29 protein-coding genes are annotated in these 23059 nt (G+C 71.2%); 18 read left to right on the top strand and 11 right to left on the bottom strand.

All coding sequences use genetic code 11. From position 1 onward, the window contains the following. The first annotated feature begins 1 nt into the window (after window position 1). The 7 genes from ACGFJ7_RS18715 (at window position 2) to ACGFJ7_RS18685 (ending at window position 5203) form a co-directional block, all read left to right on the top strand. Window positions 2–1939, top strand: a complete 1938-nt coding sequence (locus ACGFJ7_RS18715) for a tannase/feruloyl esterase family alpha/beta hydrolase (protein WP_392643165.1) — start codon at window positions 2–4, stop codon at window positions 1937–1939. Window positions 1940–2054: 115 nt separating this feature from the next. Further along, window positions 2055–2579, top strand: a complete 525-nt coding sequence (locus ACGFJ7_RS18710) for a hypothetical protein (protein ID WP_392642832.1) — start codon at window positions 2055–2057, stop codon at window positions 2577–2579. A gap of 14 nt (window positions 2580–2593) precedes the next feature. Next, window positions 2594–2920, top strand: coding sequence for a hypothetical protein (locus ACGFJ7_RS18705; RefSeq protein ID WP_392642831.1), 327 nt, complete (start codon window positions 2594–2596; stop codon window positions 2918–2920). A 6-nt stretch (window positions 2921–2926) separates the two neighbouring features. Beyond that, window positions 2927–3721 (top strand): metallophosphoesterase, encoded by a 795-nt coding sequence (locus ACGFJ7_RS18700; protein ID WP_392642830.1) that lies wholly within the window; start codon window positions 2927–2929, stop codon window positions 3719–3721. A gap of 33 nt (window positions 3722–3754) precedes the next feature. Beyond that, on the top strand, window positions 3755–4180 hold the full coding sequence (locus tag ACGFJ7_RS18695) for a YbaB/EbfC family nucleoid-associated protein (protein ID WP_392642829.1): 426 nt from the start codon (window positions 3755–3757) through the stop codon (window positions 4178–4180). A 1-nt stretch (window position 4181) separates the two neighbouring features. After that, window positions 4182–4496, top strand: coding sequence for a hypothetical protein (locus ACGFJ7_RS18690; RefSeq protein ID WP_392642828.1), 315 nt, complete (start codon window positions 4182–4184; stop codon window positions 4494–4496). A 5-nt stretch (window positions 4497–4501) separates the two neighbouring features. Next, window positions 4502–5203, top strand: coding sequence for a WXG100 family type VII secretion target (locus ACGFJ7_RS18685; protein ID WP_392642827.1), 702 nt, complete (start codon window positions 4502–4504; stop codon window positions 5201–5203). A gap of 124 nt (window positions 5204–5327) precedes the next feature. Here ACGFJ7_RS18685 and ACGFJ7_RS18680 read toward each other — a convergent pair whose 3' ends face one another. Next, window positions 5328–6209, bottom strand: a complete 882-nt coding sequence (locus tag ACGFJ7_RS18680) for an SDR family oxidoreductase (protein WP_360250506.1) — start codon at window positions 6207–6209, stop codon at window positions 5328–5330. An 86-nt stretch (window positions 6210–6295) separates the two neighbouring features. Here ACGFJ7_RS18680 and ACGFJ7_RS18675 point away from each other — a divergent pair, with 86 nt between their 5' ends. Both ACGFJ7_RS18675 and ACGFJ7_RS18670 read left to right on the top strand, forming a co-directional pair. Further along, window positions 6296–6874, top strand: a complete 579-nt coding sequence (locus ACGFJ7_RS18675; protein ID WP_360250503.1) for a helix-turn-helix domain-containing protein — start codon at window positions 6296–6298, stop codon at window positions 6872–6874. Then, window positions 6874–7737: a CehA/McbA family metallohydrolase gene (locus ACGFJ7_RS18670; protein WP_360250500.1), complete on the top strand. Its 864-nt coding sequence runs from the start codon at window positions 6874–6876 to the stop codon at window positions 7735–7737. Before ACGFJ7_RS18675 ends, ACGFJ7_RS18670 begins: the two co-directional genes overlap by 1 nt. On the opposite strand, the gene ACGFJ7_RS18665 is transcribed toward ACGFJ7_RS18670, so the two are convergent. Both ACGFJ7_RS18665 and ACGFJ7_RS18660 read right to left on the bottom strand, forming a co-directional pair. Beyond that, a complete protein-coding gene (locus tag ACGFJ7_RS18665; RefSeq protein WP_392642826.1) occupies window positions 7727–8194 on the bottom strand; it encodes an SAM-dependent methyltransferase in 468 nt (155 codons plus the stop codon). The genes ACGFJ7_RS18670 and ACGFJ7_RS18665 overlap by 11 nt on opposite strands. A gap of 9 nt (window positions 8195–8203) precedes the next feature. Next, window positions 8204–8761 carry a YciI family protein gene (locus ACGFJ7_RS18660; protein ID WP_360250494.1) on the bottom strand — a complete coding sequence of 186 codons (558 nt, stop codon included), beginning with the start codon at window positions 8759–8761 and terminating at the stop codon, window positions 8204–8206. Between the two features lie 228 nt (window positions 8762–8989). Between ACGFJ7_RS18660 and ACGFJ7_RS18655 the strand changes: the two genes are divergently transcribed. Then, window positions 8990–10258 (top strand): chloride channel protein, encoded by a 1269-nt coding sequence (locus ACGFJ7_RS18655; protein WP_360250491.1) that lies wholly within the window; start codon window positions 8990–8992, stop codon window positions 10256–10258. 109 nt (window positions 10259–10367) lie between these two features. Then, the gene (locus ACGFJ7_RS18650) at window positions 10368–11777 is read left to right on the top strand and encodes an NAD(P)/FAD-dependent oxidoreductase (RefSeq protein ID WP_360250488.1); all 1410 of its coding nucleotides are present in this window, start codon (window positions 10368–10370) and stop codon (window positions 11775–11777) included. A gap of 485 nt (window positions 11778–12262) precedes the next feature. Here ACGFJ7_RS18650 and ACGFJ7_RS18645 read toward each other — a convergent pair whose 3' ends face one another. Then, a complete protein-coding gene (locus tag ACGFJ7_RS18645) occupies window positions 12263–12601 on the bottom strand; it encodes an STAS domain-containing protein (RefSeq protein WP_360250485.1) in 339 nt (112 codons plus the stop codon). Between the two features lie 19 nt (window positions 12602–12620). Beyond that, the gene (locus ACGFJ7_RS18640; protein ID WP_360250482.1) at window positions 12621–13025 is read right to left on the bottom strand and encodes a cupin domain-containing protein; all 405 of its coding nucleotides are present in this window, start codon (window positions 13023–13025) and stop codon (window positions 12621–12623) included. A 117-nt stretch (window positions 13026–13142) separates the two neighbouring features. On the opposite strand from ACGFJ7_RS18640, the gene ACGFJ7_RS18635 reads away from it, so the two are divergent. Beyond that, the gene (locus ACGFJ7_RS18635; RefSeq protein WP_360250479.1) at window positions 13143–13319 is read left to right on the top strand and encodes a hypothetical protein; all 177 of its coding nucleotides are present in this window, start codon (window positions 13143–13145) and stop codon (window positions 13317–13319) included. An 82-nt stretch (window positions 13320–13401) separates the two neighbouring features. Here the strand turns inward: ACGFJ7_RS18635 and ACGFJ7_RS18630 are convergent, their stop codons facing one another. Both ACGFJ7_RS18630 and ACGFJ7_RS18625 read right to left on the bottom strand, forming a co-directional pair. After that, a complete protein-coding gene (locus ACGFJ7_RS18630) occupies window positions 13402–13596 on the bottom strand; it encodes a hypothetical protein (protein ID WP_360250476.1) in 195 nt (64 codons plus the stop codon). Window positions 13597–13661: 65 nt separating this feature from the next. Then, a complete protein-coding gene (locus ACGFJ7_RS18625) occupies window positions 13662–13829 on the bottom strand; it encodes a hypothetical protein (RefSeq protein WP_392642825.1) in 168 nt (55 codons plus the stop codon). Between the two features lie 274 nt (window positions 13830–14103). On the opposite strand from ACGFJ7_RS18625, the gene ACGFJ7_RS18620 reads away from it, so the two are divergent. After that, window positions 14104–14775, top strand: coding sequence for a DivIVA domain-containing protein (locus ACGFJ7_RS18620; RefSeq protein ID WP_392642824.1), 672 nt, complete (start codon window positions 14104–14106; stop codon window positions 14773–14775). 30 nt (window positions 14776–14805) lie between these two features. Here ACGFJ7_RS18620 and ACGFJ7_RS18615 read toward each other — a convergent pair whose 3' ends face one another. Both ACGFJ7_RS18615 and ACGFJ7_RS18610 read right to left on the bottom strand, forming a co-directional pair. Further along, on the bottom strand, window positions 14806–15168 hold the full coding sequence (locus ACGFJ7_RS18615; protein WP_360250467.1) for a VOC family protein: 363 nt from the start codon (window positions 15166–15168) through the stop codon (window positions 14806–14808). Between the two features lie 56 nt (window positions 15169–15224). Further along, a complete protein-coding gene (locus ACGFJ7_RS18610) occupies window positions 15225–16040 on the bottom strand; it encodes an alpha/beta hydrolase (protein ID WP_360250464.1) in 816 nt (271 codons plus the stop codon). A gap of 136 nt (window positions 16041–16176) precedes the next feature. On the opposite strand from ACGFJ7_RS18610, the gene ACGFJ7_RS18605 reads away from it, so the two are divergent. After that, on the top strand, window positions 16177–16344 hold the full coding sequence (locus tag ACGFJ7_RS18605; protein WP_360250461.1) for a hypothetical protein: 168 nt from the start codon (window positions 16177–16179) through the stop codon (window positions 16342–16344). Here ACGFJ7_RS18605 and ACGFJ7_RS18600 read toward each other — a convergent pair. After that, window positions 16322–17260, bottom strand: coding sequence for an LLM class F420-dependent oxidoreductase (locus tag ACGFJ7_RS18600; protein WP_392642823.1), 939 nt, complete (start codon window positions 17258–17260; stop codon window positions 16322–16324). The genes ACGFJ7_RS18605 and ACGFJ7_RS18600 overlap by 23 nt on opposite strands. A 75-nt stretch (window positions 17261–17335) precedes the next feature. Between ACGFJ7_RS18600 and ACGFJ7_RS18595 the strand changes: the two genes are divergently transcribed. Beyond that, entirely contained in the window at window positions 17336–17914 is a 579-nt protein-coding gene (locus ACGFJ7_RS18595) for a helix-turn-helix domain-containing protein (protein ID WP_360250455.1), read from the top strand. Between the two features lie 33 nt (window positions 17915–17947). Next, complete coding sequence (locus tag ACGFJ7_RS18590; protein WP_392642822.1) at window positions 17948–20695, top strand: peroxidase family protein; 2748 nt, start codon at window positions 17948–17950, stop codon at window positions 20693–20695. A gap of 100 nt (window positions 20696–20795) precedes the next feature. Here the strand turns inward: ACGFJ7_RS18590 and ACGFJ7_RS18585 are convergent, their stop codons facing one another. After that, window positions 20796–21692 carry an LLM class F420-dependent oxidoreductase gene (locus ACGFJ7_RS18585; protein WP_360250449.1) on the bottom strand — a complete coding sequence of 299 codons (897 nt, stop codon included), beginning with the start codon at window positions 21690–21692 and terminating at the stop codon, window positions 20796–20798. A gap of 65 nt (window positions 21693–21757) precedes the next feature. On the opposite strand from ACGFJ7_RS18585, the gene ACGFJ7_RS18580 reads away from it, so the two are divergent. Together ACGFJ7_RS18580 and ACGFJ7_RS18575 are read left to right on the top strand one after the other, a co-directional pair. Beyond that, entirely contained in the window at window positions 21758–22513 is a 756-nt protein-coding gene (locus ACGFJ7_RS18580) for a (2Fe-2S)-binding protein (protein WP_360250446.1), read from the top strand. A gap of 46 nt (window positions 22514–22559) precedes the next feature. Then, a complete protein-coding gene (locus ACGFJ7_RS18575) occupies window positions 22560–22934 on the top strand; it encodes a hypothetical protein (protein ID WP_392642821.1) in 375 nt (124 codons plus the stop codon). The last annotated feature ends 125 nt before the right edge of the window (window positions 22935–23059 follow it).

Below are 23059 nucleotides of genomic sequence, written 5' to 3'. Positions count from 1 at the left end.
CCTGTTCCAGCGCTTCCCCGGCCCGCGGTTCATCATTCCGCACGGCGGGGGAGCGGTCCCGTACCACTGGGGCCGTTTCCGCGGCCTGGCCGACATGCTCGGCCGCCCGCCGCTCGAGGAGACCGTGAGGGGCGACGTCTTCTTCGATACGTACGTCTACCACCAGCCCGGCATCGACCTCCTCGTCAAGGTGATCGGTGTTGACAACATCCTCTTCGGATCGGAGATGGTGGGTGCTGTGCGCGGCATCGACCCCGAAACCGGCCACTACTTCGACGACACCCGCCGGTACGTCCCGCTCCGGCCCAGAGTGGGTGACCCCATGCGCCGTCCGTCCTCACTGCTGCTGGTCATCGTCCTCGGGGTCGCCTCCGCCTCCGCCACCGCTGATCCGGCCGCCCGCGGACCCCGGATCAATTGCGCGGAGGTACGCGACGTCGACCTGAGCCGGGCCACCGACGCTCCGGTCACCATCACGTCCGCCACCGTCGCCGGCGACGATTGCGAGGTACGGGGCACCATCGCCCCCGCGACCACGATCGTGGCCCGCCTTCCCCTCCGGGGCTGGACCCAGCGCTACGTACAGACCGGCTGCGGCGGCCTCTGCGGCAGCGCCACCATCAACTACGGCCAGGCCGCCGGCTGCCGGCCCGTCGACGACGGCGAGGTCGCCAGCGCCACCACCGACATGGGCCACCAGGGCCACAACGACGGCTCCTGGGCCGCCGGCAACCCCCAGGCCCAGATCGACTTCGCCTACCGCGGCGTGCATGTGACCGCGCAGACGGCCAAGGCCCTCATCAAGGCCTTCTACGGCAAGCCCCCGCGCTACTCCTACTTCACGGGTTGCTCCGACGGCGGCCGCGAGGCCCTGATGGAGGCCCAGCGCTACCCCGGCGACTTCGACGGCATCGCCGCCGGCGCCCCCGCCACCAACATGGCCGTACAGAACACCTTCCACCACGCGTGGACCGTGCTGGCCAACAAGGACGCCAACGGCAACGACATCCTGCTGGCCGACAAGCTGCCGCTGATTCACAGCGCGGTGCGCACCGCCTGCGGCGCGGTCATCGACGATCCGCGCCTCTGCCACTTCAACCCGTCGACGCTGATCTGCCGGACCGGCCAGAACCCGGCCACCTGCCTCTCGCCGGCGCAGGCCACGGTCGTCCGCAAGCTGCACGACGGCGCCACCGACTCGCGGGGGAACCGCCTGGAGCCGTACATCTCCCACGAGTGGGGTTCCGAACTCGAATGGACCCTGTTCATCCCCGCGGCCCAGGGCCGGACGGTGGCGAGTGAGAACTTCGCCCTGTCCTACCTGCGCTACCTGGCCCAGCCGAACAACCCGCGCCCTTCCTACCAGCTGACCGACCTGAAACTGACCGTCGAGTCCTTCTGGAAGACAGTGATGCCGTCATCGTCGTACATGGCGGCCTCGAACCCCGACCTGAACGCCTTCCAGCGCGGCGGCGGCAAGCTGATCCTGTGGCACGGCTGGAACGACCAGCACATCTCCCCCCAGAGCACCCTGATCTACTACGACGCCGTACGCCGAACGGTGCGCGACGCCGACAGCTTCACCAAGCTCTACATGTTCCCCGGCCTGGCCCATTGCTCAGGCGGCGCCGGCCCCGACACTTTCGACGTCCTGACCCCGCTGATGTCCTGGGTGGAGTCCGGCCACCAGCCGGCCCGCATCATCGCCACCAACGGCGCCCGCACCCGCCCGGTCTTCCCCTACCCGGCCGTGGCCCGCTACGACGGCACCGGAAGCCCCGACGACGCCTCGAATTTCGTTGCCTACACTCCGAAGAACCCGGTCCGCACCGACGCCAGGTGGGTGGGCCAGAGCCTCTATTCCTCCCACTACCAGACCTGGCCACGCGTGAAGAACGGCAAACTCGCCCTTGGAGGCGCCCCGGCGATAGGGTCGTGAGCGATATCGATGGGGGTGAACCTTGACTCCGAGATCCCGCGGCCACGGCAGCGGTGGCGGCGACGGCTCACCGGCCGGCGGCCGGGGCCGGCGGAGCCGAGGTGGGCCAGGCAGTGTGGAACGAGGCGAAGGGCAGGCTCGCGAGGCGTTCCGGCACGGGCGGCCGACCGCCGCGGGCGGTGGCTCGCCCTCCTCCGCCGGGCCTTCCTCGTCATCGGCCGGGCAGCCCCGGGGGGTGCCGTACGGCTTTCGCGACTTCGGGCAGTTCCGTGAGTTCGCAACGCGGTTCCGGGACCGGATGCGCGAGCTCTACCCCGACCTGGACATGGGATTCCAGGGCAGTTCGGTCACCGGCCGCAGCGCGGACTCCGGGGATCCGTTCGACGAAGGGCGGATCAGCGACTACGACATCGCCATCAGCGGCGACTCGGTCAACCGGGCGGCGCACGAGAACGGGGTGCCATTTCGGGGCGACGGCGTATCGACCGGGCCGCTGACCGAACGCGAACTCGACCGGCTCGGGCTCGACGGCGTCGTCGAGGACGCGTCGTCCGAGACGGGCCGCGAGGTCCACGTCATGATCTTCCGTACTATCGAGGAAGCCGTCGGCCGCAAGCCGACCATCAAGGTCTGGTTCTGAACGGGAAGCACACTGTGATCTACGACGTGTACGGATTCGGGGAGCCCAGCCTCGGCGATCAACCGGGCCGGCTCGCGGAGGCTCTTGAGGTGGACTGGGTCCGTCACGAGAGCGACTACCGCGGCGTCTACTTCGCGGCGCGCCCGCCCACGGGCGCCGGCAAACTCAGGCTCCAGTCCAACGACCTTCGCGACGGCGACGACGAGTACCACCAGGAGCCCGACTTTCCCGAGTATCGCTATCTCCTGTTCGTCGACAAGTTCGATCGTCCCGACGAGATCCGGACCAGGCTGGCGGCTCTGCCTCAGTGGCGGTTCCTCTACCGCAGCGTCGTGGAGTAGCGGCTGATGCGGCTGGCCGGCACACGACCGGAGAGGCTGGCGACGATTCCGTACCGGGCAGCCGGTCCCGGTGGCGTCCCGCAGAATGTTCAGCTCGGTGTCGAGCGGCTGCCGGTCGAGGAGCTGCCCGCCGGCTGCGACGCGCTGCTCGCCGCCGGTGACCTGCAGGGGGTCGCCTCCTCGCCACTCGGCGGCGACCCGGAGCTGCTGGGCATCGCGCTCGCCGACTACCTGGGAGTGTGGGCGGAGAGTGGGTTGCTGCCGTCCGCCGACCGGGTCGGCGTCCTGCTCACTGGTGATCTCTACTCGGCGCCCGGCGCCGACCGGCGCGGCGCCTCGGGGGCGGTCCTCGACGTCTGGCTCGCCTTCGCCGCCGCCGGCTGCCCGATGGTGTACGGCGTCGCCGGCAACCACGACGAGGTGACAACGGCGCAGGTGGCCGAGCTGGGCTCGGACGTCGCGTTGCTGGACGGGGACCGGCGTAGCTTCGGCGGCGTCACGGTCGCCGGCATCTCGGGAATCGTCGGCGATCCGGAACGTGAGCTGCGGCGTACGGAGAAGGACTTCCTCGGGCTTGTCGGGAAGCTGACCACACCGCCCGTGGACGTGCTGCTCCTGCACGAGGGACCGACCGGCGATCGCGCCGGCCAGCTCGGCCGGCCCTCGATACGTACCGCGTTGGCGCGGCGAGCGCCGGCGCTGACTCTCTGCGGGCACGTCCACTGGACGGAGCCGGTGGCCACCCTCGGGGACGGGCACATCGTCAACGTCGATGCCCGTGCACTGGTTTTCACCGTGTGATCCATTTGCGCACGTCGTTGTACACTCCGGCGCATGTCCGAGGTTTCCGACACCCAGCCTTTCCTGGATCCGGACGCGTCCCGGGAGTATCTGCGGTCGTGGAAGGACGATGTCGACCGGACGGCGGCGCGGGCCGCCGCCATGAGCGAGCAGATCGAACGGTTGCGCGTCACCGCGCGGGACGGCAACGGTCTGGCCGAGGTCACCATCGACTCGGGCGGGGTGCTGGTCGGCCTGGAACTCACCGACCGCATCCATCGTTTCGAGCCGGCGGTGGTGGCCCGGGCGGTCTTGAGCGCCCTGCGGGACGCCCGGTCGAAGGCCGCGGACCGGGTGCACGACATCGCGGTCGAAACAATGGGGCCCGATTCGCTCTCCGCACGCACCATCGCCGACCGGATGCGCGATGTGCTGCAGCGCCCGGCCGATGATGACCCGTCGACCGCGAGAGGATTCTGACATGCCGGACGCCTTCCAGGTGGATTCCTCGCAGCTGTTCCGGCACGCCGCCAACGTTCGCGCGATACGCGACCAGCTTTCAGAGATCAAGGGTGCGAGCAGGGCGATCGCCCAGGACGACAGCGCGTACGGCCTACTGTGCGGCTGGATGTCGGCGATCCTGGAACGCCGGCACGGCGCTCAGGATCAGCTCTACGCCTACGCCGGGGAGAACCTCGACCTGCTGGCCGAGGCGCTGGACGCCACCGGCCGCGACTACGACGCCGCCGACGGCAACGCGCAGAGCATCATCCGGGCCGCCGGCGGGCGAGGCTGACCGTGGTGTCGAACACCACCCTGGTCGCCTCCTCGACCACCACCCGGACCGCGTACACCGGTGTCTCGCTCGCTGAAGGCTTCCAGGGCCTGCGGCAATCGGTCAGTGGTGGCAGCTGGGTCGACGGCATGTTGGCCGGCGGCTCGCTGGTCGGCGACGCCGCGGCGACCGTCATCGACCCGTTCAGCGCCCTGCTCGCCAACGGGCTGGGGTGGGTCATGGAGCATTTCGAGCCGCTGCGCGATGTGCTCGACAAGCTGGCCGGCATCCCCGATCTGGTCGTGGCGAACGCCCAGACGTGGGCCAACATGGCCGGTGCGCTGCAGACCATGGCCGAGGATCTCCGGTCGAGCCTCGCGGCCGACCTCCCCGACTGGGGCGGCAGCGCCGCCAGCTCATACCGGTCGATGATGGCCAGCAACGTGGACGGGCTCGGCGGCCTGGCGGTGCTGGCCGACACCATGTCGGCGGCCACCCGGGCGGCGGGCAATCTCGTCCAGTTCACCCGCGACATCGTCCGCGACCTGATCTGTGACCTGGTGGCGCGGGTGATCGTGTGGGCGGCCGAGGCGCTCGCGATCGTCACCATCCCGGTCGTCACGGCGCAGATCGTCTCAGCGGTCGCCAAGTGGTGTGCCCGGATCTTCGCCTACACCGGCGCCCTGCTCAGCAGTCTGGAGAACCTCACCGCCTTGATGGAAGGCTGATGTCATGTGGGTGGTGGCCCGCCGGACGGGCCACCACTCACACGTTTATCCAGTTCACCCGCAACCACAGCTCGTTCCGTTCGCAACAACGACGGTCCTCGAGTGGCGTGCCAGGAGAAGAAGGTTACGGTTGGAGGTTTTCGAGGTCCTCGAGGAGGCTCGGGTGTTTGGGCTGCCAGCCCAGGGTTTCGCGGGTGTGGGTGCTGGAAGCGGGCTGGTCCATGGCGAAGATGGGGCCGAACGGGCCGAAGGTCTCCTCGGGTACCGACTCGACCGGCAGGGACAGGCGGCGGCCGACGACGGCGGCGATGTCTCGGACCGCGTCGCCCTCGTCGGCGACCGCGTGCCAGGCGGTGCCGGCCGGGGCCGATTCGAGGGCCAGGCGGAACAGGGCCGCGGCGTCGAGGGCGTGGACGGCCGGCCAGCGCTGGGTGCCGTCGCCCGGGTAGCCGGCGACGCCGGTGTGGCGGGCGGCGTCGGTGAGCAAGCCGGCGAAGCCGCCCTGGCCGTTGTTGTGGACGGTGCGGGGCATGCGTACGGAGGTGGCGCGGACGCCCTGTGAGGCCAGCGCCAGCAGCGCGTTCACCGAGCGGCCGCGCGCGCCGACCGGGCCGTCGGTCGGTACCGGGTCGGCCTCGGTGGAGGCGCGGCCGGGCACCCACGGCGTTCCGGAGACGGTGACGAGCGGGCGGCCGCTGCCGATCAGCGCCGAGCCCAGCGTGGCCATCGCGGCGCTCTCCTCGGCGATGGACGCGGCCAGGGCCTCCGGGGTGCCGTAGTCGCGCCCGAAGGCCAGGCTGATGACGCCGTCGGCCCGCGCCGCGCCGGCGCGCAGAACGTCGAGGTCGGCCAGGCCGCCGCGCAGCACCTCCGCTCCGGCGTCCCGCAGGGTGCGCTCCGAACTGTCCGAGCGGGCCAGCGCGAGCACGGTGTGGCCGTTGGTGAGCAGTTCCGCGACGACGGCCGAGCCGATCGTGCCGGTGCCGCCGGTGACGAAGACAAGCATGGATGCTCCTGAAAAAGTGACGGGACTTCTGTCCCATCACCATAGCGCGTGATGGGACCATTGTCCCGTCGCCTATGATGGTCGTCATGGCGCGATGGCAACCGGAGACGACGCAACGACTGGTCGTCGCCGCCGTCGACCTGTTCACCGAGCAGGGGTACGACGCCACGACGGTGGCGCAGATCGCCGAGCGGGCCGGCGTCACGAAGAGCACCTTCTTCCGGCACTTCTCCGACAAGCGGGAACTGCTCGTCGCCGGTCAGGAAACGCTGTCGAAGCTGCTGGCCGAGGGCATCGCCGACGCCCCGCCCGAGGCCGCCCCGCTCGACGCGGTCGCCGCCGGCCTGGCGCGCGCGTCGAGCACGATGGGCCCGGCCAACCGCGAACTCGGCCCCCGCCTCAAGGCGGCCGTGGCCGCCAGCACCGAACTGCAGGAACGGGACGCCCTCAAAAGCGTCGGCCTCGCCGCCGCCATGGCCGGCGCCCTGACCGCCCGTGGCGTGCCCGAACCGGTCGCCCAGGTCGCCGCCGAACTGGGTGTGCTCGCCTTCAAGCGCGGCTACGCCCGCTGGTCCGAGGGCGACCGCGACGACGGCCAGGGCCTGGCGCCGCACGCCCTGACCGCCCTGACCGAACTGCGCGCGGCCACGGCGTCGCTGACCTGATGCCCTGGTTTCGCGGCGACTGCCACGTCCACTCCGAGCGTTCCCACGCCGGCGAGCTGACACCCGGCCAGATCGCGGCGGCGGCGCGCGCGGCCGGGCTCGACTTCATCGCCGTCACCGAGCACAACACCGTGGAAACCCATGGGGCGTTCCAGTCGTACGCCGGCGAAGACCTTCTCGTGGTGTTCGGCCAGGAAGTGACAACCGATCTCGGACATTGGCTCGCCCTGGGTCTCGATCTCGGTCAGGCCGTCGACGGCGTCGACCAGGTTCGGCGCGCCGGAGGCTTGACCGTGGTCGCGCACCCGTTCGCGCCCTATCCGACCGGGACCTTCCGTCACCCGTTCGAGGACTTCGACGCGGTCGAGGTGTGGAACGGCCAGTGGATCTCGGATCTGCCCTGGAACGCCGACAACGAGGCGGCGCTCGCCCGATGGGAGAGGGACCTTCGCCGCGGCCGGTGGCGGCCGGCGATCGGCAACAGCGACGTTCATCTCGCCGGCCAGATCGGCACACCTCAGACGGTCGTACGGGCCGAGAAGGCCGATGCGGACAAGGTGCTCGCCGGCATTCGCGGGGGACATTGCTGGATCGCCGAGTCGGCCGGCGTCGAGCTGTCGTTCACCGCCACCGTCGGCGAGCGCCGCGCCCAGGCCGGCGAACGGCTGAGCACCGGTGGCCGCGAGGTCGTGGTGACCGCCGAGGTGAGCGGGGTCCCGGGTGGAACGGTTGCCGTTCACACCGACCGCGGCGAGATCGGCCGGTCCACCTTCGCCGCCGAGTCGGCGTTCGTCCGGGCCGAGGTGCGTCACCCCGGCGGCCGGATGGCGGCGCTCACCAACCCGATCTTCCTCACGGCCTGAAGTAGTCCGCCATGAGCTTGGAGACGAACTCGGGCTGCTCGACGTCGGCCACGGTGAACTCCCGCATGGCCGGCTTCAGGTCGACGACCGGGGTGCCGGTGACCGCGTCGAGGCCGACGACGGTCAGTTCGCGGCCGCTGACGGACGCGATGGCGCACGTGGTCACGCCGATCCGGTTGGGGCGGCGCGGGCCCCGCGTGGCGAAGATGCCGACCGGTGGCAGGTCGGCCCGGCCACGGTACGGGCGCGGCTCGCGATAGTCGCCGGGCTCCTCGAGCTGGTCGAAGACGAACAGCACCTCGACGTGCGAGAAGAGCTCCAGCCCCTGCAGGCACGCGTCGCCGAAGCGTTCGTCGACGACGATCGTGCTGCGGACCGCGCCCCAGTAGTCGGAGTTCTGCACATCCGTCCGCTCGTTGCGAACCGTGCCGATCGAAGTGATGTCGAAGCTGACCATGGCCCGAGGCTACCGGCGGCCGCCGAAGGTCCAAGGATGAATCTCGATCGTCTCGTACGCCCCGGTCGCCGCGAAGACGTCCCCGATGGCCGCCGGCTCGTCGAACTCCCCGATCACGGCCGCGCCCTCCCAGTCCTCGGTGTCCTCGGAGAGGAGCCGGCCGTACGCGATGAGCCGCTTCCGGTCGAGGACCGGCTCGGTTCCGGGCCAGTCCATCAGCGGCTTGGCGTGCGCGAGGACCAGATAACGCCTCCGCTCCTCCTCTCGGCCCGGGAAGTCCCACATGGTCTGTCCCAGCAGATCCACGTAGCGCCGTACGATGACGCGGCGATAGACCCCGGCCAGATAGTTGGGCTCTTCGAAGGCGAAGACCTGTGCGGCCGGAACGCCGGGCAGATCGACGATGTGGACGCTGCCGGTGGCCCCGTCGAGGTCGTCGGTCAGCGTCGGTCCCCGGGCGATCATCCCGTCGGCGTACCGGTCCATGAACGCCCAGTGTTCTTCGACGAGCCGCTGCCGCAGCTCCCCGGTCCCGTCTCGATCCCAGCAGTAGAAGAAGAAATCCACCCGAGCAGGGTCCCACGGCCGTGCGCCGGGTCAGCGGGACGTCGCCGAACGGCGCGGCCACGGTCCGCCCGGCCCGGATCGACTCGGTCCGGGCGAGGGCGTCGGAGGTGAAGCCGCCGGGGCGCGGGATCGGCCAGCCCAGACCGGACCGGCGTACGACGGCCTCGACAAGCCTTCATCCGCACGGGGTGAGGTGTCGCGGACGGAGGCCGGGAACGCTCGTTGATTGTGAGCGCGACGAGGGAACCGGTTCTGGCGCCGCCGTTCACTCGCCGGCGCGAGTTCTGGGTCCTCATCGCGTACGCAATCGTCCTCGGGGTTTTCGGCGCCTTCGCCGGTCTGGTCTTCGTGGGGGCGACCGGGGCCGGTGGCCGGTGGTACGGCGAGCCGGATCCGGGATGGTTCGGCGGGGCCTGGTGGTGGATCGCGGTCACCGCCGGCGCGGGGCTGGCCGTCGGGCTGCTGCGGCGGCTGACCGGGCTGCCCGGGGAGCTTCCGGGGCTGATCGCCGACCTGCGGGAGGAGCACGTCGACGCCAAGCTGGTGCCCGGGGTCGTCGCCGTGTCGGCGGTGTCGCTGATCGGCGGGGCCAGCCTCGGGCCGGAGAAGGCGCTGGGCTCCATCGGTGGCGGCGCCGGCGGCTGGTGGTCGCGGCGGCGCGGGCTGAGCGAGGACGACGCGCGACTGAACACCTTGTCGGGCTTCGCCGGCGCGTACGGGGGACTGTTCTCCAGCACGGTGATCGTGGTGGCCATGATCATGGAGATCGCCCGGCCGGGAGGACAGAGATACGTCAAAGCCCTCTTGAGTACGATCGTCGCCTCGAGTGTCTCGTTCGGCGTCTACTTCGTCATCGCCGGGTCCGTCTTTCTCGACGCCTATCAGGTGCCGCGGTACGAGTTCAAGGACTGGCTCCTGGTCGCCGGGGTGCCCCTCGGCCTGGTCGCGGCGGTCGTGGTGGCGTTGATGGGCCTGTTCGTCAAGGGCGCGGCGGCGCTGTTCGGGCGGCTCAGGCTCCCTCCCATGGCGAGGCCCGTGCTGGGCGGTGCCGTTTTCGGGCTGGTCGGCGTGGCGCTGCCGCTGACCATGTTCACCGGCAGCGATCAGCTCGAGACCGTGCTCGGCGAGGCCGGGAGCCTGGGCCTCGGGCTGCTGATCGCCGTACCGATCGCGAAAATGCTCACCTTCGCCGTGAGCCAGGCCAGCGGCTTCGTGGGCGGGCCGATCTTCCCGGCCCTGTTCGTCGGGGGAGCCGCCGGCGTCCTGATCCACCAGGTGATCCCGGGAGTGCCGCTGGGGCTGGCGTTCACCTGCCTGCTCGCGGCGGTGCCGGGCGGGGTGGTCGCCGCGCCGTTCTCGATGGTGCTGCTGGCCGCGTTCATGACGCAGATCGGGGCCTTGCAGACCGCCCCCATTCTGATCGCCGTCATCACGTCGTTCCTCACGACCAAGGGCGTCGAGTACCTCGTCGCCCGGACCAGGCGAGGTGAGACATGAGCAAAAAGGACCGATTGCCGTACGTCGCCATGATCGTCCTCGGGGTGGCACTGGGCATTCTGCTGTTCATGTTCCTGCGGGTACTCATGGCCAACGAAGGGACTGTCACATGACCACTGTGGAAAGCGCCGACGTCGGCGTCCTCGGCGCCGGCCCGGCCGGCCTCTCGGCGGCGCTGCGGGCGGCCCGCCTGGGCGCCCGGACCGTCCTCGTCACCCGGGACGCGGTGGGCGGCATGGCCGCCGCCGAGGGCCCGGTGCCGGTCCGCGCGCTCGCGCAGGCGGCCCGGCTGCGCCGCGAGGCACGGCACCTGCATCGGTACGGCATCGACGTCGGCGACCCCGTCCTCGACTTCCCCCGGCTGCTCGGCCGGGTCCGGGAGGTCGTCGGCGAGGTCGCCGAGCGCTCGATGATGCGCGCCGAACTCCAGGAGGCCGGAGTGGCCATCCTCGAACACGCCGGCACGGCCCGCTTCGCCGGCCCGCACACCATCGAAGCCGAACCGGGCCTCCGCCTTCGCTGCGACAAAGTGATCCTGTGCGCCGGCGGCACCAACCGGCTCCTGCCGGTGCCCGGGGCGGAGCTGGTGGGTTCGCAGCGCGACGCCTGGGCGCTGACCTCGGTGCCGGAGTCGCTGCTGATGATCGGCGCCGGCGCCACCGGCGCGCAGGTGGCGTCGGTCTTCGCCGAGCTCGGCACCCGGGTCACGCTGTTCGAGGCCGGCCCGCGGATCCTGGCGACCGAGGACGAGGACGTCTCCCGGGTCATGGCCGACGCGTTCCGCGCCGCCGGCATCGAGGTGCGCGAGGGCTTCGGCCGCATCGAACGCTTCGAGAAGTCCCCGGCCGGCGTACGCATGGTCTTCACCAGCGACGGCGTGACGCACAGCGCGGAGGCGACCTTGGCCGTGGCCGCGATCGGCTGGCTGGCCGACACGGCGGGCCTGAACCTCCAAGCGGCCGGCGTGGCCACCACGGCTCGCGGCTACGTGCAGGTCGACGCCGAGCTGCGAACAAGCGCCGAGCACGTCTACGCCGCCGGCGACGTCACCGGCCGCCTGATGCTGGTACCCCACGCGGTCCAGGACGGCTTCCAGGCCGCGACAAACGCGGTGACCGGCTCCCACGCCCGCCTGAGCCCACCCGCCAACCCGATCGGCAGTTTCACCGATCCCGAGTACGCCCAGGTCGGCCCGACCGAGGCCCAGGCCCGCGCCGACCACGACGTGGTCGTCGCCACCGAACAGTTCGCCGACGTCGTACGCCCCATCATCGACGGCCGCCCCGGCGGCTTCTGCAAACTCATCGTCGACACCGCCACCCACCAGATCATCGGCTGCCACATCGTCGGCGAACGAGCCGTCGAGATAGCCCAGGTGGCCGCGGTCGCCGTGGCCGCCGCGATGCCGGTGGAGCAGTTCATCCGCATCCCGCTCTCGTTCCCGACCTACACCAACGTCCTCGGCCGAGCCGCCCTGAACGCCGCCCGTCAACTCGGCGTCTCCGACTTCTGGGATTAGAAGTGGCTTCAGTGCAGACGCTCGAAGGTCAGGCCGTCTGCGGCGGGAGAGCGTGAGGCAAAGTGCGGGGGCTCGACATCGCGAAGCGGAGATGGCACCCGACGAGCCAAGAAGGGCGAACGTCCTGACCGCCGCAACCCGCAATACTCGGCAGGTCACACCAGGATCACCAACGGGCGGCAACGGGACCCTCAACGTCACCACGCTCCACATGGAGGCCGGCGCCTGCTCGATCATGCGGCACAGGGTTTGCAAACCGGGGCGCCCGGCCTTGTCGGCGTGCTGGATGACCAGCGTGCCCTCGCGACATCATGGGCGTCTTCGTCAACAACCCCTTGACCACCGCCGCCGCGGCCGCCCTGATCATCGGCCTGAACGTCTTCCTCCCACTGGAGACGTTCATCCGGTGACCCAGCCGTCCATGAAGCGACCGGCCGCGCCCCGGCGCTCGGCCCGTCCGCAGCTGCCGCAGGTCCGGTGCGGCCTCACGCCGTCCCTTGCTCCGTGTACATGAGGAACAGGTCCGCCCAGCCGAGCAGGACCAGCACGCGGCATACGAACGGGCTCGCCGCTCGCAGGTGGATCCGGCGGCCGGTGGGCCGCAGGAGCAGGGCGGCCCGGGCCAGCGCTCGGCCGCCGCCCACGTCGAGGAAGGTGACCCCCTCCAGGTCGACGACGATGTCGCCGGGCGTGTCGAGGAGCAGTTCCAGTACCAGTTCCAGGCTGGGCAGCGTGGCCAGGTCCACTTCGCCGCGGAGGCGGACCCCGGGCGGCTGCCGCAGGGCGGTGATCTCCAGTGGCCAGGCCGGCCCGGTCGTCGTCATCCGCTGCGCCGTGTCCGCCTCAGGTGGATCGCGGCGCTCGGCGGCCGCGGCGAGCCGTCAGCTCGTCCGCGCCGACCAAGGTGAGCATGGGCGCCCCGGGTGGGCAGATCATGGTGACCAGGAACCGCAGCCGTGTCTCGGTGCTGTGGTTGCCGTCCTGGTAGTGGATGACGTCGCCGCCGGGCTCCCAGAACGTCTCCCCGGCGCGGACGACCCGTTCGGGCTCGCCTTCCAGTTCGAAGACCATCTCGCCCTCGAGCACGTAACCGAAGGCCGGTCCGGGGTGACGGTGCGGCGCCGTGCCGGGGCTTCCCGGCGGGTACTCGATGATGATGGTGGTCGCCTCCGCGCCGTCCGGGACGAAGGGCGGCTTGACGCTCTGCAGCACGGTCAGGGGGCCGGAGTCGTGCGTGTTCTCATCCATGCGGCAACGCTAGGACGGGGTTGTGCCGTCTCAGTGACAGGCGAATGTCCGCGCCCTTCGCCGAGCCCGGTGTGAGGGCTCATCGTCACCGTCTCGCGCAGCGACACCCGGCTGTCCGTGGCGGTCCACGACTGCGTCGGCCGGTTCCCGGCCGCGAGCGAACTGGAACTCGCCGGCCAGCCGGTCCCGCTCGGTGAACGGGGCCGGGGCCTGCGGCTGGTGCACGTGACCGCCGCCGCCTGGGGCGTCCTGCCCACCCGGGACGGCAAGGTGGTCTGGGCCGCCGTGACCTGATCGCGAAGCGGGACGTGCCGTCGCCGGGCAAGTCGATGACGATGTCGCCGTGAAGGCGTTCAGCGTGTCCGGCGGCGCGTCGTCAGACCGGCCGGACGACGGCGGGCCGAGCGCCCGGTTCGGTCAGGTCGGCCGGGTCGAGCCGCAGGGTGGACAGCAGGCCGCCGTGCCGGGAGAGCTCGAAGTGCTCGGGGAGCTCCCGGTCGACGAAGTCGGCGCGATCGTGCTGGCCGCGCTCGCGAAGAGCGAAGATCACGGCTGCCTTGGAGATGGTCATGGTGTGCTTTCTGAGAGGGTGAAGCGGGCCGGCGGCGAGCCGGTGAGATGGCGCGCGTTCACCGTTCAGCGCATGCGGGCGGCGGCCGCTTCGGGCCGGACCGCGAACGGGTGGCGCAGCGCCCGCATCGCTTCGGCGCGGTGGTCGGCCGCCGGCCGATTCGGGCCGGTCTCGGTGTCTCGGGGCGAGGACGGCGCCAAGAACAACGAGGAATTGTCATAGTTCGGTGTCATTCAGATCCTTCTCGTTCGCGTTTGTCAGGTGATGCTGGAAGACCAGGTCGACGATGTCGTCCGTCGCGGGCGGGTGCGCCGGCGACGACGAGGAGCGTCCTGATCAAGGGCGGCCGGTGCTGCCGGCCTCCGGCGCCTCGAGGCGACCGCAGGGCCCACTGTACGCGCAGCCCGCGGTGGAGCGCGTACGGTAGCCGTCAACGGCCTCCGCGATCTCCGACGAGCGCATCCGCGCCCGCCTTCGGCGTGCCGAGACCCTCGATCGAGGAGCTCCATGACCCTGACACCGGCCGACATCCACAACACGGAATTCGCGAAGGCGTCCCTCGGCCGGCGTGGCTACGACGACAACGACGTGGACGCGTTCCTCGACGAGGCCATCGGCGAGATGAGCCGGCTGCTGGAGGAGAACGACGCGCTGCGGACCAGGCTCGAGGCCGCCGTGCCGCCGGGCGATCCCGGCGGGCGCCGTCGAGCCGCCCAGGCCGAGTTGTCAGAGGTGGCCGCCGCCCTCGATCGCGCGCATCGCGCCCGCGACCGTGCCGAAGGGGAGGCCCGGCACGTGCGGCAGCAGCTCGACGAGGCGCACCGGTCCGCGACAGCCGCGGCCGTGGGCGGCGAGGCGTTCCCGGAGCGAGTCATGACGATGGCGCGGCACACCGCTGACGAGCACGTGCGCGACGCCGAGGAGAGATCTCGGGCACTGCTCAGCGAGGCGCGGGAACGGGCCGGTCGCACGCTGCACGACGCCCGGGAGATGGCCGCCGCCATCGGCCGGGAAGCCCGGCACCACCGGAATCTGACTGCCGCCGCCATGCTCACCGACCGGGAGCGTGCCGTGCGCGACATCGACGAGCTGACCCGCTCGGCCGCGCAACAGCTCAGCGCCCTGCACCGTCATGTGCGTCGCCAGGAACAGTTGATCGACGGCACGTCCGGCCGGTGACGTGTCCCCAACGGACGAGCGCCGATCCGGTCAGCGCGGCCTCTGCCGGATGCCGATGAGATTGCCGAACGGGTCGAGGAGCTGACAGAGCCGCTCCCCGGTCATGATGGTCTTCGGCCCGCGGTGGGCGCTCGCGCCGTGCCGGATCCATTCGGCGGCCAGCGCGTCGACGTCCTCGACGTCGAAGTAGGCGACGCATCCGGCCGGGCCGCCGGTGTTGTAGTCGTCGGCCTTGTGCATGGTCAGGGCGGACCCGCCGAGGTCGAAGCGGACCATCTGGGCGACCTCGAGCACCGGCGGTGTGCCGAGCCGGTCGGTGTACCAGGCGGAGGCGGCGGCGAGGTCGGTCACGAAGCAGAAGACGTCGGCCACGGTGCTGAAGGGGCGGTTCATGCTTGTTCTCCGATCGAGCGGTGCTTGTGGCGACGGTGCCCAGGGGCCGCTCGTGGTCACGGCTGCCGGCCCGGGGCCAGAGCGTCGTGCAGGAAGGCGAGGGTCCCGGCGATGGCTTGGTCCAGATAGCCCTCGGCGTGCCGGGTGCCCGGGATCAGTTGCAGCGTGCTGGCCACGCCGACGGCCGTCAGCGCCTGCTGCATCGCGATCGGATCACTGACCGGGACGAACTCGGCGAGCGAATTGGCCAGGTAGACCGGGCCGGCGTTCGCGGTGGCGTGCTGGACGGTCGAGGCGTCCGGCAGCAACGACCGGTCGCCGCCGACCTCCTGCAGTATGCACCAGCGCAGGAAGGCGTCGTCGCGGCCGGTCTGGTTGATGTCGGCGCTGCGCATGGCGTCGAGGTCCTGCCCGGTCGGTGTCGCGGCGACGGTGCCGTCGGTGGCCTCGATGAAGGCCTGCAGGTTGAAGATGCCCGACCAGCTCGCCGCCGGGCGGCCGGTGGACAGCCCGGCCTCGACCGCCAGGTTGCCGCCGGCCGAGCCGCCCAGGAAGGCGACCCGGTCGCGGTCGAAGGCGTAGCCCGAGGCGTGTGCCCACGCGGCCGCGGCCAGTACGTCGTCGCGCCCGGCCGGAAACGGGTGGGCCGGTGCCAGCCGGTAGTCGGGCACGAACACGACGTAGCCGGCCTCGGCCAGCAGCGACGCCAGTCGCTGTTCCTTGGACCTGTCGCCGCGGAACCAGCCGCCGCCGTGCACCAGCACGACCGCGGGCGGCCGGGTGGTGCCGGTCCTCTGATAGACGTCGAGACGGTGTTCCGGAGCCGGGCCGTAGGGCAGATCGAGGTCGACCGACATGGGGGTGGTGATCACTCCCTCAGACTCCCGCCCGGCGGCCCGGCCGGCAACGGCTGAGCGGCTGGGCGGGCAGAACGGGAGGAGCGTCACATGATCGGTCCGGTCTCGGTGTCACGCGGCGGCGAGGACGCCGGCCGGGCCGATCAGGATCATGATGACGCTGCTGACGAACAGGGCCGGGTTGTGGGCGCCCCACCAGCCGATGCGGCCGCGAGCCTGGCCCGGCGTTCAGCACGGCGACCAGGACTCCCAGGACACCCAGGCCTGGCTGGGCTACGTCGTCTACCGCGTGCTGATCAGGCAGTCACCAGCGGCTTGAGCGCCGCGCCGACCGCGGCCACCACGCCGGGGCGGTGGCCGTTGCGGATGAGGTTGATGCAGACGCCGTCGACGCCGGCGTTCAGGATCCTCTCCTGGATCTGCTCGGCGACCTGGTCCGGCGTGCCGACAGCGGCGCGGGCGCGGCGGTTGTCGTCGAGGCTCGCACTGAGCTCCGCGGCCTCCTGAGCCGTCTCGCCGACCATGCCGGTGACCAGGAAGCTGGTGGCCAGCGTGGCCGGGTCGCGGTCGGCCTCCTCGCAGCGCTGCTTCAGGACGGCGACCTTGCGGGGCAGGTCGTCCAGGTCGCAGATGATGTTCATGTGGTCGGCGAAGCGGGCGGCCAGCCGGAACGTCTTCTGCTCGCCGGCGCCGCCCAGCATGATCGGGATCGTGCGCAGGCGCGGGTGGTTCATCGCCCCGCGAGCCGTGTACCACTTGCCCTCGAGCGTGGGCTCCTCGCCGCGCAGCATCGGCGCGATGATGCCGAGGGCTTCCTCGAGCCGTTCGAAGCGCTGGCCGAAGGTGCCGAACTCGAAGCCGAAGTCCTGGTGTTCCCGCTCGAACCAGCCGGCGCCGATGCCGAGGATCGCGCGGCCCTTCGCGATGACATCCAATGTGGTCACCGTCTTGGCCAGCAAGGCCGGGTTCCGGTACGTGTTACCGGTGACCAGTGTCGAGAGCCGCACCGTCGACGTCGAGGCGGCCAGGGCGCCCAGGGTCGTGTAGGCCTCCATCATCGGGTGGTCGGGCGTGTTGATGCCCGGAAGCTGGTAGAAGTGGTCCATGACCAGCACGGTGTCGAAGCCGGACGCCTCCGCCTCGCGGGCCTGGGCGGCGACGGTGTCGAAAAGGTTCTCGACGGGCACACCGGGATAGGTGAAGTTGGGGATCTGGTAGCCGAGCCGGATGGTCACGATGTCTCCCGGGCGCATCAGATGTAAAAGGGCACTTACTTGATAATGTAAGAGCCCCCTTACAGGGAGGCAACCGTGACGCGCTACCACCACGGCGATCTCCGGGCCGCGCTGGTCGCCGCGAGCTTCGAGGTGCTGGCCGACTGCGGGGTGCAGCGCTTCTCGGTCGCGGCCGTGGCCCGGCGGATCGGGGTGAGCGCCGCCGCGCCGTACCGGCATTTCCCGGACCGCGCCCACCTGCTGAGCGCCGTGTCCGCGCGGGCCGCGCGCGACCTGCGTACGGCAATCGAAGCCGCCGTCTCTCCGGCCGGCGACCCGGCGGCCCGAATGGCGGCGGTGGCCGGCGCCTATGTCCGCTATGTGGGCCGGACCGGAGCCGGGATGAGCGTCATCTTCGCCAACGAGCTGTACGCCGTGCGCGATGATGAGCGCCGCGACCACACCCGCGCGCTCATGACGGCGCTTCTGGACCTGGCAGTGGCGGCGGCGCATCCCGGTGGCTACCCGGCGGCGGTCCGGCTCCTGGAGGCGACGCTCGCGGTCGCGCACGGCTACGTGGCGCTGTTCGGTGAGGGGTTCTTCGCGCTCAGCGACCGTCCGCTGGACGAGGTCGCCGTACGGGCTGTGGAGGCCGCCGCCGCCCTGATCGGGTGATCCACGGTTGCCGATGGCCGCTACGCTGCCCGGATGACCACCGGATGGCAGGAGGTCTACCTGGGCGGTTCGCCCGAGGCGGAACGGCGCCTCTTCGAGCGGATGGCGCGGCAGATCCTTCAGACGCAACTGAAGAACCGGAAGGCCGGCGGCCCGATCCGGGCCGGGTTCCAGGCGAAGGGGACCTTCGCCACGGCGGCGGCGACGCTGCGTTTCCTCGACGTCCCAGCGGATCTGCGCGTGGGGTACGCCGTTCCCGGCGCGGAATACCCGGCTTCCGTGCGGTTCAGCAACGCCGAGGGCCGCATCCTCGACGACCGCGAGCCCGACCTGCGCGGCGCCGCCGTGCGGGTGACCGTCTCGCCCGGCGAGCAGCACGACCTGCTGATGACGAACGCGCCGGTGTCGCACGCCCGCGACGCCCGGCAGTTCACCGAGTTCGCGGTGGCCACGGCGGGCGGGGGCGCGCGCCGCTACCTCGGGCTGGTCCGCCTGGTCTTCGTCCTCGGGCCCGTCGAGACCCTGCGCATGGTCGGCAACGTTCAGCGGGGCCGCCGCCGGATCGGCAGCGTCGCCACCGAGACCTACTGGAGCCGCGTGCCGATCGCCTGGGGCGGCACCGCCGTGCAGTACCTTCTGCGGCCCGCGCCGGGCACCCCCGCCGCCGCCCCGTTCTCCGGCTTCGACTTCCTGCGCGAGGAGATGACGTCGCGGCTTCAGGCCGCGGACGTACGCCTGGAGCTGTGCGTCAAACGCTATCGCGGCCCCCGCGAGACGCCCATCGAGGACGCGGCCGTGGAGTGGAAGTCCGACGCCGAGCCGATCGCCGTGCTGACCATCCACAGTGGCGCGACGGACGACGGAGCCGTGCACGCCCTGCGGTTCAACCCCTGGAACACGACCGCGGAGTTCCGTCCGCTCGGCAACCTCAACCGGGTGCGCGAGACCGCCTACGACGCCAGCGCCGCGCACCGCGACCGCCGGCACTGGGTCACCGAGGTCCCGCTGCGCAACCGGATCGCCGGGGCGGCCATGCGCTCCCTGTTCGGCGTGGTCAACCGGTTCCGGCCGTGGCACCGCCTGCCGGAGGCCCTGTCACTGCTCAATCTGGCGGCGCTGCGCGACGTGCTGCGCCGCGAGAACCTGATCGACACCGAGACCCGGCCCGCCCCGCCGTCGGCCCGGCCCGTGCCGGCGCCGCCGTCGGCGGACGCGCGCGCCTTCCGTACCCACGAGGGAACCTGGAACGATCTGGCCGAGCCGTCGATGGGCGCCGTCGGCGCCGCCTTCGGGCGCAACGTCGCCGCCGTGGCCCGGCCCGAGCTGGTCAACGAGCCCAACCCGATCGTGGTGAGCCGGGAACTGTTGCACCGCCGCGAGTTCCGGCCGGCCACGTCGCTGAACATCCTGGCCGCGGCGTGGATCCAGTTCCAGGTGCACGACTGGGTCGTGCACGCCCGGCACCCGCTCGGCGTGGCGGATGTCCGGGTTCCGCTGCCGCCGGACATGGCGGGCTGGGCCAACACGCCCGGTGGCCCGCTCGAGCCGGAGATGCGCGTCGGCGGGAACGTCACCCGCGACGGCGTGCTCTTCGGCAACGTCGCGTCGCATTGGTGGGACGGTTCCGAGGTCTACGGCACCACCACGGCCAAGGCCCTCGACCTGCGCGACGGCGCCAAACTGCGGATGACGCCCGACGGCTATCTGCCGCTCGACGTGGCCGGATCGGAGATCACCGGGTTCAGCGAGGCGTGGTGGCTCGGCCTCGGCGCGATGCACACGCTCTTCGCCCGCGAGCACAACCTCCTCTGCGACGAGCTGCGGTCACGGAATCCCTTGTGGCCGGACGAGCGGATCTACCAGACCGCGCGCCTCATCGTCGCCGCCATCATCGTCAAGATCCATACGATCGAGTGGACGCCCGCGATCCTGGCCACGCCGGTGCTGGAGCGGGCCATGAACGTCAATTGGAGCGGCGTCCCACCGAAAGACTGGCTGAGCCGCGCCGGCCTGTGGCTCACCGACGCCAACGCGCTGCACGGCATCCCGGCCACGACACCGGACCACCACGGCACGCCGTACTCGCTGACCGAGGACTTCGTCACCGTCTACCGGATGCATCCGCTGATCCCGGACTCGTACGCGTTCCACGCCGCCGGTGACGGCGCCCTGCTGCGCCGCGCGGAGTTCCCGGAGATCCAGGGCGACCGCGCCGACGACGCGCTGCGGGAATTCGGGCTGACCGACACCCTGTACTCGTTCGGCATCGCCCACCCGGGGGCGATCGCACTGCACAACTATCCGCGGGCCTTGCTCAACTTCGTCCGCGAGGGCGAGGTGATCGACCTGTCGGTGGTCGACCTGATCCGCACCCGGCACCGCGACGTCCCGCGCTACAACGACTTCCGCGAGGCACTGCACCTGCCCCGGATCACACGCTGGGAGGACCTCTCGGCCGATCCCGCCTCGGTGGCCAAGCTTCGCGCCGTCTACCGGTCGATCGACGAGGTCGACACGATGGTCGGCCTGTTCGCGGAGACGCCGCCCGAGGGCTTCGGCTTCTCGGACACGGCGTTCCGCGTCTTCATCCTGATGGCCTCGCGGCGGCTGCAGAGCGACCGGTTCCTGACCGCCGACTACCGCCCCGAGATCTACACCCGGTTCGGCCTCGACCGGATCGCCGAGACCAGCATGACCGCCCTGATCAGCCGCCACTGCCCAGCACTGGGCGCCAAGCTTCCGGCCAACGCGTTCAAACCCTGGCCGTCGTCCTCGACGTGATCCGGCGACAGCGCTGGGCCGCCGGGCCGGTCGTGCGCGGTCCGCTCGTGGCCGCCGCTCCACCTCCGCGGCGGCGGCCGACACGGCGCGCGGGGTGAGGTCAGTGCAGGTCGGCGTCCTCGGCGGCGGACATCAGGGCGGCCGCGGTGTCGATCAGCTCGGTCAGTGAGGACAACGCCGACGGCAGGGTCACGTAGACGTGGTCCACGCCTACCTTGGCCAGGGCCTCGATCTCCTCGACGATCTTCGGTACGGAGGGGGTCGCGGCCACGCCGATCTGGAAGACGCAGGTGATGGCCGCTCGGTCACGGCCCGCCGCCTCGGCCAGGTCGCGCAGGCGGGTCAGGGTCTCGCCGACCTGCTGGGGTGCCGTCGCGGTCGGGAGCCAGCCGTCGGCGCGGCGGGCGATGCGCCGCAGGGCGGGTTCGCCGCGGCCGCCGAGGATGACCGGGACGCGTCGGGCGGGCTTTGGGTTGATACGGGCGGATTTGATCGAGTATCGACCGTTGTCGAAGGTGACCGGGTCGGGGCCCCAGACCGCCTCCGCCACGTCCAGGAACTCGTCCAGGGCGGCGCCCCGCTCGGTCAGCGGGCGCGGGGCGCTGGCCTCGAACTCGTCGATGGACCAGCCGGCGCCCAGGCCGGCGATGAGGCGGCCGCCGCTGGCCGCGTCCAGGGCCGACAGCATCTTGGCCAGGCGGACCGGTACGTGCAGCGGCGGCACCAGGACGCCTGTGCCCAGTTCGATCCGCGAGGTCACGGCGGCCGCCATCGACAGGGTGACCAGTGGATCCGTGGTGTAGCCGTACCGTTCCGGCCACGGCACATCGGGCATTCCGTACAACCCGTGGGGTCCGGTCTGGTCTTCCGGGGTCAGCACCCGGTCGTACGCCCACAGGCTGTCGAAGCCGATCTGCTCGGCTTCCCGGGCGAACGCGGTCACGTCGTGCGCCAGGTCGTAGGTGGTGGTCTGCGGCAGGTTCACACCCAGTTTCACCGGGCCACCCTACCGTCCACTGGGGACGCGTCACTGAAAAGCGTTCGGGCGGGTATACAGCGGTGGTGGGAGATCTCGTGGACGCGCCGATCCTCGCCGCGATCGCGGCGGGTTTCGGCTCCAGCAACCGGGTGCCGGGGCTCGCGGCCGACCTGCTGGTGCGCGATCTCGAGGGCTGGATCCCCGCGGAAAGCCTGGTCGGCGACGGTGTCGAGGTGCTGCTCGAGGCGGGCCGGCGCCGGTGGCCGGCGGCGCAGCCGCACGTGTCGGCGGCGCTGATCTGGAAGGCGTACTCCTTCTGGCTCGCGGTTCCGGCGGTCTTCGGGTGGGTGGCGGCGCGCCGGGTGCCGCATCTCTCGCGTGCTCAGGTGCTGATCCGGTTCGACGACCGGTACGCGCCGGCGCGGCTCGGGCTGCGCGAGGACGTGCCGGTGTCGGTGCTGCCCGGCGACCCGCTGGCCGGTGGCGGAGAGCCGCGGGTCCGGGTCGCCGGTGACGAGGGCGCGCTGCTGGCGACGCTGCGCCGGACGCTGCTCGACGAGCATGTGACGCCGCTGCTCGACACCGTTGCCGACGCGACCCGGGTCAGCCGGCGCCTGCTGCTGGGGTCACTCTCGGCGGGGGTCGCGCACGCGGCTCAGCGGGCCGCCGCGGTGGCCGGGGTGCCGCCGGGGGAGACGACGGGCCGGGTGCTGCGGACGCTGGGGGTGGCGGGGCTGGTCGAGTGGAACGCCGAGCGGGTCCGTCGCCGCACGTGCTGCCTGGCATTCACGATTCCGCATCAGCGGCTCTGCGCGGACTGTTCGATCCAGCGGCGCTGAACCGAACATGGGAGCGCTCCCGTATGGGTACCAGGGAGGCATGCTCATGGCGTTGTTGTTGGATCTCGCGAACATCCTCGGTGGATTGCTGCTGGCCGCGGCCCTGCTGCGGCAGATTCCCCGGGTGGGCGGTGGGGTGGGCGGGTTCGCCGACAAGGTGGCGTGCTGGGGCTGGGTGGTCGGCGTCGTCGCCCTGGTGGCCGGCGGCTACTACCTGCTTGTGCACCTGTTCGACGGGCCGCACGTCTTCCACTTCGAGGTGGTCGGTATCGCCGTCGGCGTCGCGCTGCTCTGGGACCGCCTGACCGGTCGCAAACCGGTCGAACCGGGCGCCGCGCCGTTCGGCCGGGGACTGCTGCTGACGATCTTCGGTCTCGTCGCCATTGTCGTCGGGCTGCAGGGCCTGGTAACGCCGGACTGATCGTGCCTGGTCGCGGCCTTGATCGTGGTGGCCCACATAACGGGACGAAATCGGGCACATTCCCGGCCTGGGCGTACTGAGAACAACGTCACGATCGCCCTTCGGGCCTTTGCCGACCGTCGCCG

Source organism: Actinoplanes sp. NPDC048988, assembly GCF_043197815.1.
GTDB lineage: Bacteria > Actinomycetota > Actinomycetes > Mycobacteriales > Micromonosporaceae > Actinoplanes.
This window is presented reverse-complemented; position numbering and strand designations above follow the sequence as displayed.

Bases quoted from the DNA above. Each gene is read 5' to 3' on its own strand.
- ACGFJ7_RS18675 (WP_360250503.1), top strand. From the start codon at position 6,296: ATGGCGCGATGGCAACCGGAGACGACGCAACGACTGGTCGTCGCCGCC.
- ACGFJ7_RS18620 (WP_392642824.1), top strand. From the start codon at position 14,104: ATGACCCTGACACCGGCCGACATCCACAACACGGAATTCGCGAAGGCG.
- ACGFJ7_RS18695 (WP_392642829.1), top strand. From the start codon at position 3,755: ATGTCCGAGGTTTCCGACACCCAGCCTTTCCTGGATCCGGACGCGTCC.
- ACGFJ7_RS18665 (WP_392642826.1), bottom strand. From the start codon at position 8,194: ATGGTCAGCTTCGACATCACTTCGATCGGCACGGTTCGCAACGAGCGG.
- ACGFJ7_RS18575 (WP_392642821.1), top strand. From the start codon at position 22,560: ATGGCGTTGTTGTTGGATCTCGCGAACATCCTCGGTGGATTGCTGCTG.
- ACGFJ7_RS18650 (WP_360250488.1), top strand. From the start codon at position 10,368: ATGACCACTGTGGAAAGCGCCGACGTCGGCGTCCTCGGCGCCGGCCCG.
- ACGFJ7_RS18590 (WP_392642822.1), top strand. From the start codon at position 17,948: ATGACCACCGGATGGCAGGAGGTCTACCTGGGCGGTTCGCCCGAGGCG.
- ACGFJ7_RS18605 (WP_360250461.1), top strand. From the start codon at position 16,177: ATGATGACGCTGCTGACGAACAGGGCCGGGTTGTGGGCGCCCCACCAG.
- ACGFJ7_RS18615 (WP_360250467.1), bottom strand. From the start codon at position 15,168: ATGAACCGCCCCTTCAGCACCGTGGCCGACGTCTTCTGCTTCGTGACC.
- ACGFJ7_RS18700 (WP_392642830.1), top strand. From the start codon at position 2,927: ATGCGGCTGGCCGGCACACGACCGGAGAGGCTGGCGACGATTCCGTAC.
- ACGFJ7_RS18630 (WP_360250476.1), bottom strand. From the start codon at position 13,596: ATGACCATCTCCAAGGCAGCCGTGATCTTCGCTCTTCGCGAGCGCGGC.
- ACGFJ7_RS18680 (WP_360250506.1), bottom strand. From the start codon at position 6,209: ATGCTTGTCTTCGTCACCGGCGGCACCGGCACGATCGGCTCGGCCGTC.
- ACGFJ7_RS18640 (WP_360250482.1), bottom strand. From the start codon at position 13,025: ATGGATGAGAACACGCACGACTCCGGCCCCCTGACCGTGCTGCAGAGC.
- ACGFJ7_RS18690 (WP_392642828.1), top strand. From the start codon at position 4,182: ATGCCGGACGCCTTCCAGGTGGATTCCTCGCAGCTGTTCCGGCACGCC.
- ACGFJ7_RS18645 (WP_360250485.1), bottom strand. From the start codon at position 12,601: ATGACGACGACCGGGCCGGCCTGGCCACTGGAGATCACCGCCCTGCGG.
- ACGFJ7_RS18625 (WP_392642825.1), bottom strand. From the start codon at position 13,829: ATGACACCGAACTATGACAATTCCTCGTTGTTCTTGGCGCCGTCCTCG.
- ACGFJ7_RS18670 (WP_360250500.1), top strand. From the start codon at position 6,874: ATGCCCTGGTTTCGCGGCGACTGCCACGTCCACTCCGAGCGTTCCCAC.